Source organism: Hyphomicrobium sulfonivorans (assembly GCF_013306565.1).
GTDB lineage: Bacteria > Pseudomonadota > Alphaproteobacteria > Rhizobiales > Hyphomicrobiaceae > Hyphomicrobium_A > Hyphomicrobium_A sulfonivorans.
The window spans coordinates 590242-602533 of sequence record NZ_PZPO01000002.1 but is presented as its reverse complement, the minus strand read 5'-3'; the positions used below and the strand labels follow the sequence as shown (position 1 = coordinate 602533).

Genomic DNA, 12292 nt, shown 5'->3' with positions numbered 1-12292 from the left:
CAAAGGTCAGCAGCGACCAACAGACTGAGTTATTTAGAGCAATTCTATTTTCCGCTGCCGTGATGATAGCCTGTAACCGGCGGAACAGCCCCCACCCGCGCGACGCTCCAAAGATGCCTTCGGACCACAGTTCAGCTGAAATATCCGTCGCACAATATTGGAGAGCCGCATGAAAGCCCCGCCCAAAGCCCTGTTTGCGCTGCTGACGACCCTGATACTTGCTGCCTATTCCCATGCGGCCGAAGCCGGCATGCGGGTGACATTGGGCTTTGGCGGACCGCTGCCATCCTTCACCGCCCATGGCCCCGGCTACGGTAGCTCCCGGCACTATGAGCGGCCGGCCAAAAGGCGCCATGTCCATCGCCCGGCGAAAGGCGGCAAGCAGGCGGCAAAAGCTAAAGTGGTGCCCTCGAAAAAGCCCATCAGGTCGGCCGCCCGCGATAATGAAGTTAAGGCGCAAGTTGCAGCAACCAATATTGAAGCGGAGACCACTGCGGCAGGGACCGCAGACGCGGCTGCCAGTGTTGCCGCACTCATCCCTGAAGTTCAGTCCACTGAAGCCACCCCACGCCTCGCACTGAACACCGTCGCGCCGGTCAACACTGCTTCATTGGCGCTGGATAAATCGGATGCGATCAATCCGGATGCGACAATTCAACCACATCAGGTATCCATAACAAATAACGTAACTGCCCTGGCTGAAGCCCAACCGGCGCCAGAATCGCCGCCCATATCGGCTGCTACCACGACGTCCATAGCGACAGACACGGCCTCGGCTGATACACAGGCGGCCAGCGCGGCCGCTTCCGCAGCCGCTGACAAACACGATTGCAAGAAGTTCTTTCCGTCAGTTGGACTGACCCTCACAGTGGCGTGCGAATGAGGGTAGACCAGCACGGCTCTGCGAGCGGCACTCTGCAGGCTGGCCAGCGCATTGCGGCGCTGACCAGCTTACAGCGATGCAACATCTGCAGTCAGGGCGACGGAAATAGCGACCGTCATTACGTTCGCCAACCTGATACGGGTGGCGAGGGGATCCACTTAGATGCCGGCAATGGCCGATACAAAATCGCCGAGTTCGTCACCGGCAACCGGGCTGAAGCCGAAGTCCGTCAAGATGGCGGGCAAACTTGCATATCGTAATCTGTTTCATGATCGGCTCAGCCTGATCGTTACGCTCACAGGCATCATTTTCTCCGTCGTGCTGGTTGCCGTGCAGTGCGGGCTTTACATCGGCTCTGAACGGATGATCGCGGCCATGCTCGACGCATCCGAGGGCGATCTTTGGGTGGTGCCGCTCGGAACAAAAAGCTTCGATGATCCGTCGCTGCTGATCGGCCATGAAAAGTATTCGGCGCTATCGACCAACGGCATCGCCTCTGCTGAGGAACTGGTCGTCGGCTTTTCCGCCTGGCGCAAACCGAAGGGCGGCACCACGGCCGTGCTGCTGGTGGGCTCCGACCATCGCGACGGCAGCCTGAAGCCATGGAACCTGGTTGAAGGCAACATGGATGAACTGGCCGCGCCGTTCACCGTTGCCGTCGACGACACCTACTTCAAAGATCTTGGCATCGAGCAGAACGGCGACACCGCCGAAATAAACGGTGTGCGCGTGCGCATTGCTGCCGTCTCGCATGGCATCCGCTCGTTCACGACGCTGCCGTATGTGTTCACGTCGCTGAAGCAGGCGCGGATGCTGCTGGATGCCGGACCGAACCAGGCAACATATACCCTGGTACGTCTGGCACCGGGTGCAAAACTAGAGGATGTGCGCGCCAGCTTGCAGGAACGGCTGCCGGATCGCGAAATCCTGACGCAGCCGGAGTTCCGCAATCGCAGCGTTCAATACTGGCTGTTCCAGACCGGCGCCGGTTCAGCGCTGATTGCAGGCGCCGCACTGGGCATGATCGTCGGCGTTGTCATCGTGGCGCAGACGCTCTACTCCAGCACCAAAGATCACCTGAATGAGTTCGCCACGTTGCGCGCCCTGGGCGCCTCGGCGGGCTACATCCATAAGGTCATTCTTTTCCAGGCCATGCTGAGCGCCCTGATCGGGTACGGCATTGGCATGGCGCTTTCGCTGCTCGTCATCTGGGCATCGAAGGATTCCACGCTTTATATCGTCATGACCCCCGGCCTCGCGCTATTGCTCTTTGCACTCACCATCGGCATGTGCGCGATCGCCGCTGTCTCGGCGATCTTCAAAGTTACACGCATCGATCCCGCAGGAGTTTTCAGCCGATGACCGTCAATCCCGCCCGCAAGGTGCTGCTAGAAGCGTCTGGCATCACCAAGGTGTTCGGAACCGGTGCTGGCCAGGTGATGCCGCTAAAGGGCGTCGATCTGAAGCTTTACTCCGGCGAGCTGACGTTGCTGATGGGCCCTTCCGGCTCCGGCAAGACGACGTTGCTTTCTATTCTGGGCTGCATCCTTTCGCCGACCGATGGTGAACTGACCGTTGCGGGACAGTCGACACTGGGCGCCGATGCCGAACGCCTCGCCGACATCCGCCGCAACCACGTCGGCTTCGTGTTCCAGAGCTACAATCTGTTCCCGACCATGACGGCGCGCGAGAACGTGATGCTGGCGCTGGACGTGCGCTCGAAGGCTGTGCCTGACCCGAATGCCGATGCGCTGCGCGCACTGGAAGCCGTTGGCCTCTCTCACCGCGCCCACGCTTATCCGGCCAAGCTGTCCGGCGGCGAGAAACAGCGCGTTGCCATCGCACGCGCACTTGCCGGCTCGCCAGCGGTCATCCTGGCCGACGAGCCGACCGCAGCTCTGGACGCCGAAAACGGGCGCACCGTGATGGCGCTACTGTCAGAGGTTGCGAAGGACACCAGCCGCGCCGTGCTGGCCGTCACGCACGACCATCGCACGCTGCCCTACGCCGATCGTATCATTCTTATCGACGACGGCCGCATTGAAAGCGACGAACGTCCCGACAAGAGCGACAACGGCGGCGGCACCACGCAGATCCACATCAGCGCCGGGCACCTCAATGGTGGCAACAGCGGCGGCAATGGCACCAGCGAAAGCAAGGCCAGCAATGGCAATGGTTCTGCCGGTTCCGCCTCCGCTGCGAACAGCGCCGCAGCGGCAAAGCCCGCAGCCAACAATGCGCAGGCCAAGCCGGCATCCACCAACGGCAACACAACCACAAAGCCAAACAACCGCAACCGCGCGACGGGCCGCCGCCGCAAAAAGGTGAAGCACCATGTTTAAGGCTATCGCGGCTGCCCTGCTGATTGCGCTGGCTGTGCTCGGCTATGTGCTCGCAGAGGTCGACAATCCCTTTTTCGACAACGGCCGCACCCATGTTTCGACTGCGCCGACACCTGAATGGGTGGCGGCAGCGCCGGGGCGCGTGGAACCGGGCTCGGGCGAGGTGCGCATTGGCGCGGCAATTCTCGGTCAGGTCTATGACGTGACGGTATCGGTGAACGACGTCGTCGAAGAGGGTGAACTGCTCATCCGCCTCGACGACGACGAAGCGCGCGCAAGGCTCGCGGCCACCGAAGCGCAGGAGGGCTTGAGCCGCCGCCGCCGCGATGCGCAGACCGCAACCCCGGGCCGCGAGGATGTCACCTCGGGCGAAGATGAAATGTATGCGGCCGAGCGTGAAGCGATAGGCGCGCGCTTTGCGCTTGATGAGGCGTTGGCCGGCAAGCGTCGCGGCGAAATCGGCATCGATGAACTGGCAAAGGCCCGCAGCCGTCTCAATCGCGCGCTCTACCATGTGGAGCGTCAGCGCAAGGCTTATGCAGCCGCGCAGGCGAAGGACAAACTGCCCGCACCCAACGAGGCTGAATCCGCACTGACCGCCGCCCGCGCCGAGGTTGCTTTGGCCGCAACGCTGCTGGACAAGACACGTATCCGCACGCCGCGCGCAGGCACCGTTCTGCAGTTGCGCGCCAAGATCGGTGAAATCGTTGCACCTTCGCCCGAACAGCCGCTGGCGGTTGTCGGCGACATGTCGGTGGTGCGCGTGAAGGCCGAGCTTGATGACGGCGACGTCGCCAAGGTGAAGGTGGGGCAGAAGGCATTCGTGCGCTCGATCAATTATCCGGGCCACGATTTCGTCGGCACTGTCGCGGAGCTTTCGCCCACGATGGCAACGCCGCGCGTTTCGCCGCGCGGTCCGCGTCGCCCTTCCGACATCGAGGTGCTGGAAATGACCATCAACCTCGAAGGCAAGGTGCCGTTGCTGCCGGGCATGCGCGTTGAAGCATTCATCCGTCCGACGGAGCAAGCTGCGGCGCAGTAAGCCGATCACCCGCTGTTCGTTTGAGCGCCGAGATATGGAATGGCCGCTGGCGCCGGAGCCGTTGCGGCAGCGGCAGCCAGCGCCTTTAAACGCGGTTCGGCAGACCCAACCGTGTGAACAGATCGTTGCCCGCAGCTTTCGCCGTGTCCGACCAGTCCGCCACCTTCGACAGCACCAGATTAGCCTCGGACTTCAGGATCACGCCGTCGTTCAGCACGCGCAGCCCGTTGGCGACCAGCGTTGCACCGGTGGACGTGATGTCGACGATGAGATCTGCAGTGCCAGCAGCGGGCGTGCCTTCCGTGGCGCCAAGGCTTTCAACGATGCGGTAGTCGGCCAGACCGTGGCCCGACAGAAACCGACGCGTGATGTTGATGTACTTCGTCGCCACGCGGAACGGACGGCCATGCTCGCGACGGAACACGGCGGCAGCGGCTTCAAGGTCGGCCACCTCGTTGACGTCGATCCAACACGCAGGCACCGCGACCACGACATCGGCATGGCCGAAGCCGAGCGGCTTCACCAGCTCAACGCGCTCATCGACGTTGACGATGTTCTCGCGCACGAGGTCTTCACCCGTGACACCGATATGCGCGCGACCGCTGTTCAGCGCACCAACAATCTCGGATGCCGATATAAATGCGACGTCGATATTGCCGAAGCCTTCGATCTCGCCGCGATAGCCGCGCTCCGGACCGACCTTGCGCAGTGTGACGCCGGACGCGGCGAGAAATTCCGCCGTCTGCTCCATCAGGCGGCCCTTGGAGGGCACAGCAAAAGTCAGGTGCGTGCTCATGCCTTCGCTCCACGGACAACGGCCAGCAGGCGCTCAGTGTGAATGGCGGCGCCGACGGCAGAAACATTGCGCGGCGCGCCAACGGCTTTCAGCAGGCTGTCGTAACGGCCACCGCCCGCAACCGGGCTTTCCGCGCCCAGCGTCTCGGCAATCACCTCGAATACGAAGCCGGTGTAATAGCCGACGTTGCGGCCGAACTCGGCAGAAAATTCCATGCTGGCGACATCGACGCCGCTATCGGCCAGCAGCTTGAGACGGCGCTCGTAAGCGTCGATGGCGCGGGCAAAACCTGCTCCGGCCGATCCGGCGAAGCGGCGCAGCGCGGGCGCTACCTCCGCTGCGGGAAGATGCGTGCCGACATAGCTCTCGATCAGCGCTGCGGTTTCAGGCTTCAGCGGCGGAGCCTTTGCATCGGCGGCAATGCCCAGCAGACCTTCAGCGATTTCAGCGGCGGTGCGCGCGCCGATCAGTTCGATGCCCTGCTCATCCAGATACGCCGCGACAAGGTTCTCCGCGCCAGCCGGATCTTCCGGATCAAGAGCATCGATCAGCGAACGCGGAAACGCTGCAGCGGAACGTGCAGGCTCGGTGGACAGACGCTTCAGTTCAGCGTGCAGCGCATCCGGACGCCAGAAGTGATCGCGCAGACGCCGACGCCAGCGCTCAGGCATGTTGGCGTCGTCGAGCAGCGCGTCGAACAGACCGACATCGCCCGTTTGCAGGCGCCATTTGGACAGCCCAGCCTGCTGCAACGCGCGCAGGATCAGCACCAGCGTGCGCGCATCCGCTTCGCCCGCGTCCGCACCGCCGAATGCCTCGATGCCCGCCTGGCGGAATTCACGCGGATGAGATGCACCCGCGCCGACAGGCTGAAAGCGAAATGCCGGCCCGTTGTAGCTGTAAAACGCCTCGCGATCGGCTTGCGGGTGGCGCGCAAGATATAGCCGGCACGTCGGCACGGTCAGATCCGGGCGCAGGCACATCTCTTCGCCGTTGAGATCGGTGAACACATAGGTGCGGCCGCGCAGTGCTTCACCCACTACGTCGAGGAACACGCCAGCGGGCTGGATGATGTCGGGCGCAACGGCTTCGTAGCCGGAGGCGATAAAGATCGCCAGCAGCGTGCGCGCTTGCGCCTCAAGCGCCTCGAAGTTTGCCGGCTGCGCTCCAACCATTCCCGTGTGCCCTGCGCCTTAAACCTCAAGCCGTTCCGCTGCCGAAGCAATCGAACGGCTCTGACCATTTATCTGAACGTGCTTCCCACCGAAAATCCGGTGCCCACTTTTCCGATAGGATGCGCGCTGGCGGTCTTTTGAACGACAGGGGCCGGATGGGCAATAGCCCATTGCGCAACGGGATAAATCCCATCGCGGCGGGGCGGTGCTAAATCAGGGAAGTGGCGGCCTCAGGGCGAAGCGCACCGGTCGCGCTCAGTCCGGGAGGATGTCCATCAGCTCCTGCTCCCAGCTCTCGCCTGCCTTCTTGCGGCGAGCGGGCGCACGATGCTCCGGCGGCAGGTCCGGCAGCCGCTGGACGATCTCACCGGGACGACCACCGCCGCAGCCTGCCATGCAGGCAACAACATCATCGGGGCCGTCCCAATTTCCTGACCCGGAGCCGCCGGAAGTGGTGCGCATTGAGCCAGCACGCGCCTCATGGGGCTTGGGCAACATCTGTACGATCTTCGGCTCGCCGTTGCAGCCGGCAACGCAAACCGTCACGAAATCCTGCGGATGGGACTGCACAAAGCCGCGCACACGCGGATTGGTGGCAGGCATCCCCATCTCCGGCCGCTCCGAAACACGGCTGGCGACGCCATCCTCGATCAACTCGGCGCTTTCAGCGTCGGCGCTGCGCGGGAATATCACCAGCGCGAGCGCCATCGCAGCGATCGACACACCGCAAGCCAGCACCAACGGCCGCGAGACGCGATCAAAGACCGCGAAAGACGACGGATTTTTCCCGACTGCAAGCCGCTGCCAACGCATGAACCACACCGCGACGCCGGGCCGGTGACTTTCACCGACCTTACCTTTGAACCTTTGGGACGTTGGAACGCCCAGAAGCGGAGTTTTGCCGAGGTGTGGTAAATAAAGTGTTGTTGGTGCTACAGCGCGACGCGCGTGTTTGTGGATGCAGCGCCCTGCCTGACTTGCACCAAGTCGCAGGTGCGGAAGCTGACGTGGTTCCCGACCTGCGTCGGGATGACGGTGTGATGACGTGTGGGGAGACCGGCGTTCTGCCACGGCCCGCGCATCCCCCACATCGACCAGCTCGCGCGCAGCATGCCATCGGCACGGGTACGTGCCGCCTTTTGCGTTGCCGTCAAAAGCCGACAGCGAGCCTAGGGCGCCGGCACATAACGCCAGTAATCACCGGCGTTCGTTGTGATCTTGCCGAACTTCAACGGACGCATTTCCGGCGGCCGCAGACCCGTGCGCAGCAACTCGCCGATATCATCCAGCAGCCGGTTATTCGATGCATAGCCCGAGTGATTGATGGCGAAGGTGTCTGTCGATGCCGCCGTCACGTCGATGGTGTCGATGCCCGGCAGAATGAGCGGTCCCTGCGGTGGCACATCGCCGGCGCGATAGCTGCCCCAGAAGTTGCGCGAGACCGTCAATGCGCGGTCGTTGGCGGCGACATAGAGCGTCACGTTTTTCGCCAGCCCGTTGATGGAGCGGGCGAGGTTGGAAAATGTGTCGGCATCGACATCCGGCGCGGCCAGGATCACCTGGCTGATGACAACGCCTTCAGGCGTGGCGTTGCGCATCTCGCGCAGCACATCCATCACCGGCTGATTACCCATCGAATGGGCGATGACGCTGACCTGCTTGGCGCCGGTTTCCTTCACCACCATGTCGAGAAACTCGCGCAGATAGGGCACGGATGCCTGCGCGCTTTCGCGGTCATAGGTGTAGCTGGCGACAGCACCGCCGGACGGCCAGCTGTAAAGGAACGGCGCACCGTCGAAATCGAGATCGTAAGCGATCTGCGCGGTGCGATAGAGCGCGTTGTCGAACGACGTGTTGTAGCCGTGCACGAACACGAGCGCCTGATCCTTGTAATCCTTCGAGGCGGCGAGCCGGGCCTTGATCTGCGCCAGCAGCTCCTCGCGCGTCATGGCCTTGATGGATTTCAGCGTGAAGTGCTTTTTCGGGTCTTCCTTCTCGGCGTAGAGCGTCACGTCGAAATAGGGGATCTTCACCACCCACGGGCGCTCTACATTCGGAACCTCGTGCACCTTCGGCACGGTGACTTCGGCCAGGCCGGTTTCGAGACGGCGGGCGCGGTCCGAACCGAACGCCAGGCGCTCGGCATTCGGCTGCACGGCGCGATCGGTACCCCAGTAAACCGGCACGATCTGCCAGTCGGGATCAGGATCGGGTGCCGGCGCAGCGGTGGGCGGCGGGCCCGATCCGCCAGCGGGATCATCCGGAGCGCTGGCGGCCGGTGGCGGTGGGGCCGGGGCTGCGGCAGGCGGCGGGGACGCGCCAGCCGAAGGCGGATCGCGGTCCAGCTCATCAAGAACGGTGAAGTCCTGCTCGGAGCTATCGCGGCTGGACCCGCCGGAGGGTGGAGGTGGCGACACGATATCAACCGGTGGCGCGGGAGGTGGGGGAACGACAGCGGCCGGCGGCGGCGCGGGCGGACGCGCGTATTGTCTTTTTGGTTCAATGCCTTGCCGGCCTGAAAATGACGGCGCGGGAGAGGCGCCACTGCCGACCCTGCCCCTGACGGAGGGCGAAGGTTCGTAGCGCTGAGCCATCTGGCGCCGGATAAGTTCTGCGGCGCGCGCCCGGGCTGCGTCTTCTTCCGCCTTGCGGGCGGCTGCGGCGGCTTCTGCGCCCGCCTCGTCATCAACCTTGGCGGCCGTTTCCTGATCGGTGGCCGCGGGCTCTTCGGCTACGTCCGGAGCGGGCCTCGCCTCAGGCGGTGGTTCGGCAACGGCGTCGCCACGCACGCGCTGCGCCTCGGCCGCCTTACCCTGCTGGTCATAAACCACTGCCAGACGCTCACGCGTTACAGCAACATCTGGCTGACCGGGTGCCTGCTGGCGAATGTCCAGCGCCTGCTTGAGTAGTGGCGCGGCCTGAGCCGGCTTGTTGAGCGCCTCATAGAGGCCCGCGAGCGTTTCAAGCGCCGCCGCGGTTTCAATGCCGTTGGCATGCTTCTGTCGGGTCAGCACCAGCGCGCGGCGCGCCAGCGGCACGGCCTGCGAATACTTTTTTGCGGATTTCAGCTGTTCGATGCGCGCGTTGAGGCTTGTGAGCGTGTTTTGGGAAGCGGCCGCCCGACGTTTCTGGGCCTGCTGCGCCTTCTGGTGCGCTGCCTCAACCGCCTCGGTGTAGCTCTGCCAGGGTGGCCAGCGCTCCGCCGCCGATGCCGTATCGGGGGCCAGCGCGCAAAGCGTTGCAAGGAAAAGAAAAATACGTGTTGCAGCAATCATTTGGCGGGCGGACACGGAAATAATCCTTTGCGGAGCGGACAATCTCGAAAATGGCATAATACCAAGCTGTGGCCCACTTAGGGCCGCTGATGTTTGCGTAACAGCCTCGGCAAAATACGAGGCGAGCGACGCGGGACAGCTACGGCGTTGTCGGGATTTCTCCTGTTTCGACATGGGCGCCAGTTTCAGGGGCACCGGTTTCGGCCCGGGCGCCGGCGGCTAATGGCAGATAGCGCCAGTAGTCACCGCGCGGCGAAGCTGTACGCATGAGCGTCGGCAAACGCTGCTCGGGCGGGCGCAGGCCGCTGAGGATCAACTTGCCAATGTCCTGCAGCAGATCGTTATTTTCGGCATAGCCGGAGTGGTTGAGCGCGAGGCTGTCCGTCGACGCGCGCGTGATGTCGATCGTTTCAACGCCGGACACGATCAGCGGCCCGCCGGGCGGCACATCGCCAGCACGCGGATTGCGCCAGAAATTGCGCGACACCATCAGCGCCCGGTCGTTGGATGCGACATAAAGCGTCACGCCGCGGGCAATGCCCTCGATCCGTCGGGCGACGTTGTCGAAACCGTCAGCATCAACATCCGGCGCGGCCAAAATAACTTCGTTGATCGCGACCTCGTTGGGGCCGGTCTGGCGCATATCGCGCAGCACGCTGAGAAGCGGCTGGTTACCCATGGAATGGGCGATGATGCTGACGGATTTGGCGCCGGTCTCGCGCACGACGATATCGAGAAACTGGCGCAGATAGGGCTCTGAAGCCTGCGCGCTCTCACGGTCGTAGGTGTAGCTGGCGACAGCTCCGCCCGACGGCCAGCTGTAGAGAAACGCCGCGCCATCGAATTTCAGGTCGTAGGAAAGCTGGGCCGTGCGGTAGAGCGCGCTATCGAACGCTGTGTTGTAGCCATGCACGAAAACGATCGCATGGTCCTTGTAGCGGGCGGAGCGGGCAAGCCGCGTACGGACGCGGGCCAGAAACTCTTCCTGCGTGAGTTTGCCGATGTTCTGGATGGTGAAGTGCTGCGCAGGATCTTCCGTCTGCTCGTAGATGGTGACGTCGAAATACGGCAGCTTGATCGCCCACGGGCGCTCGATGTTGGGCACCTGATGGCTTTTGGGCACCGATATCAGCGCCCGGCCAAGTTCCAGACGGCGGCCTCGCTCGGACGAATACTGCAACCGGGTGTTGTCCGGCTGCGTCTCGCGGTCAGTGCCGAAGAACACCGGCACAACCTGCCAGTCGGCATTTTCCGGCGGCAGCGCCTCGTCGTCCTCAACCTCCGCTGTAACGGCGGCGCCCCAGCCCTCCAGCGCCTCCATCCGGCTGCGCAGCTGGGCATCCTGGACGGCATGCTCTCGCGCCTGGGCGATCTGATCCTGCAGGGTGGACGAAACGCGCGCGCTGGTGTCCCTTTTCAGCGCTGCGGGCGCAAACAGCATCACGCCGGCAATCGCAACGCCAACCAGCGCCAGCGCACCGCCCCGCGCCACGACGCGCAGCATTTTTGAGGTGTGATTGGTAGAATACCGCACAAACAGATATGTCAGCAGCGCCAGAGCGGCTATGGACGCGGCCACGGTAAAGCCGGACATTACGTCCCTCCCCTCGCTGTCCCCATTTCGCTGCGGCCGGCACAGTATGGCGCAGCGCAAAGCGGGGCAAGTTGTCGTTGGCGGATGTGGCGGCCACATGACGGACTTGCCGACAGCGAATTGATCAAACTACACAGGGGGCGCGGCGCCACCTATGAAGATGCCGCGCTAAAGGAGTTTTCTATGCAGCCCGCAACCGTTTCCACACCGTCAATCGACGCCTACGTCAAAGGCGTGCTGGCGGGCGACCGGGCCATGCTGGCACGCGCGATCACGCTGGTGGAAAGCACGAAGCCTGCCCATTCGGCGTTGGCGCAGCAATTGCTGCAGGCACTGCTGCCGCATACGGGCGGATCGATTCGTCTTGGCATCACGGGTGTGCCCGGTGTCGGCAAATCCACCACCATAGACATGCTGGGCACCAATCTGGTGAAAGCCGGCCACACGGTTGCGGTTCTGGCCGTCGATCCGACTTCGAAGCGGACGGGCGGGTCGATCCTCGGCGACAAAACGCGCATGAGCCAGCTTGCGCAGGAGCCGCTCGCGTTTATTCGCCCCTCGCCCAGCTCGTGCACGCTGGGCGGCGTTACCCGCAAGACGCGCGAAACCATGGCCCTGTGTGAAGCAGCTGGCTTCGACATCGTGATCGTGGAAACTGTAGGCGTCGGCCAGTCGGAAATTGCTGTCGCCGATATGGTCGACTTCTTCCTGGTGCTGCTGCTGGCGGGCGGCGGCGACGATCTGCAGGGCATCAAGAAGGGTATCATCGAAATCGCCGACATGATCGCCATCAACAAGGCCGATGGCGACAATATCCTGCGCGCTGAGCGCGCCGCCGCAGAATATCGTGGTGCGATGCAGATCCTGACACCCTCGTCGCCGAACTGGACGCCGCCGGTCATCACCATATCCGGCGCGCACAACAAGGATCTCGACAAGCTGTGGGCCAAGATTCTGGATTACCGCCGCGACTTGGGCGAATCCGGTGAATTGCAAGAGCGGCGCCAGAAGCAGGCCGTGGCGTGGATGCACGACATGCTTTCCGACCGCATCATGGAAACCGTGCATGCCAATCCTCGCGTAAGCGCCCGCATGCAAAGCATCGAGGCCGACGTACGTCAGGGCCGGCTGCTGCCGACACTGGCGGTTGACGAGATCATGGGACTGATCGGTTTTAGTGCATAA

At 63.2% G+C, this 12292-nt stretch carries 9 protein-coding genes and 1 pseudogene; 5 read left to right on the top strand and 5 right to left on the bottom strand.

Features of this window, described 5'->3' with window-relative positions:
* Positions 1-169 precede the first annotated feature (169 nt).
* From C6Y62_RS07900 to C6Y62_RS07885, 4 genes and pseudogenes are all read left to right on the top strand, one after another.
* Positions 170-883 (top strand): hypothetical protein, encoded by a 714-nt coding sequence (locus tag C6Y62_RS07900; protein WP_068461435.1) that lies wholly within the window; start codon positions 170-172, stop codon positions 881-883.
* Between the two features lie 234 nt (positions 884-1117).
* Complete coding sequence (locus C6Y62_RS07895) at positions 1118-2245, top strand: ABC transporter permease (protein WP_173953529.1); 1128 nt, start codon at positions 1118-1120, stop codon at positions 2243-2245.
* A pseudogene (locus tag C6Y62_RS07890) lies at positions 2242-2952 on the top strand (ABC transporter ATP-binding protein); the annotation flags it as partial. The gene C6Y62_RS07895 and the pseudogene C6Y62_RS07890, both read left to right, overlap by 4 nt.
* 265 nt (positions 2953-3217) lie before the next feature.
* A complete protein-coding gene (locus C6Y62_RS07885; protein ID WP_173953445.1) occupies positions 3218-4267 on the top strand; it encodes an HlyD family secretion protein in 1050 nt (349 codons plus the stop codon).
* An 85-nt stretch (positions 4268-4352) separates the two neighbouring features.
* Here C6Y62_RS07885 and hisG read toward each other — a convergent pair whose 3' ends face one another.
* The 5 genes from hisG to C6Y62_RS07860 all read right to left on the bottom strand — a co-directional run bounded on the left by hisG (position 4353) and on the right by C6Y62_RS07860 (position 11107).
* Entirely contained in the window at positions 4353-5063 is a 711-nt protein-coding gene (hisG, locus tag C6Y62_RS07880; RefSeq protein ID WP_068461431.1) for an ATP phosphoribosyltransferase, read from the bottom strand.
* Positions 5060-6238 (bottom strand): ATP phosphoribosyltransferase regulatory subunit, encoded by a 1179-nt coding sequence (locus C6Y62_RS07875; protein WP_173953444.1) that lies wholly within the window; start codon positions 6236-6238, stop codon positions 5060-5062. Before C6Y62_RS07875 ends, hisG begins: the two co-directional genes overlap by 4 nt.
* 255 nt (positions 6239-6493) lie before the next feature.
* Complete coding sequence (locus tag C6Y62_RS07870; RefSeq protein WP_173953443.1) at positions 6494-7051, bottom strand: hypothetical protein; 558 nt, start codon at positions 7049-7051, stop codon at positions 6494-6496.
* A 356-nt stretch (positions 7052-7407) separates the two neighbouring features.
* Positions 7408-9528 (bottom strand): alpha/beta hydrolase, encoded by a 2121-nt coding sequence (locus tag C6Y62_RS07865; protein ID WP_173953442.1) that lies wholly within the window; start codon positions 9526-9528, stop codon positions 7408-7410.
* Between the two features lie 124 nt (positions 9529-9652).
* Complete coding sequence (locus C6Y62_RS07860; protein WP_246274462.1) at positions 9653-11107, bottom strand: alpha/beta hydrolase; 1455 nt, start codon at positions 11105-11107, stop codon at positions 9653-9655.
* A gap of 183 nt (positions 11108-11290) precedes the next feature.
* Between C6Y62_RS07860 and meaB the strand changes: the two genes are divergently transcribed.
* Positions 11291-12292: a methylmalonyl Co-A mutase-associated GTPase MeaB gene (gene meaB, locus C6Y62_RS07855; protein ID WP_068461453.1), complete on the top strand. Its 1002-nt coding sequence runs from the start codon at positions 11291-11293 to the stop codon at positions 12290-12292.

Coding starts and splice junctions, on each gene's coding strand:
- C6Y62_RS07900 (WP_068461435.1), top strand. CDS start 170: ATGAAAGCCCCGCCCAAAGCCCTGTTTGCGCTGCTGACGACCCTGATA.
- C6Y62_RS07885 (WP_173953445.1), top strand. CDS start 3,218: ATGTTTAAGGCTATCGCGGCTGCCCTGCTGATTGCGCTGGCTGTGCTC.
- meaB (WP_068461453.1), top strand. CDS start 11,291: ATGCAGCCCGCAACCGTTTCCACACCGTCAATCGACGCCTACGTCAAA.
- C6Y62_RS07870 (WP_173953443.1), bottom strand. CDS start 7,051: ATGCGTTGGCAGCGGCTTGCAGTCGGGAAAAATCCGTCGTCTTTCGCG.
- C6Y62_RS07875 (WP_173953444.1), bottom strand. CDS start 6,238: ATGGTTGGAGCGCAGCCGGCAAACTTCGAGGCGCTTGAGGCGCAAGCG.
- C6Y62_RS07860 (WP_246274462.1), bottom strand. CDS start 11,107: ATGTCCGGCTTTACCGTGGCCGCGTCCATAGCCGCTCTGGCGCTGCTG.
- C6Y62_RS07895 (WP_173953529.1), top strand. CDS start 1,118: ATGGCGGGCAAACTTGCATATCGTAATCTGTTTCATGATCGGCTCAGC.
- hisG (WP_068461431.1), bottom strand. CDS start 5,063: ATGAGCACGCACCTGACTTTTGCTGTGCCCTCCAAGGGCCGCCTGATG.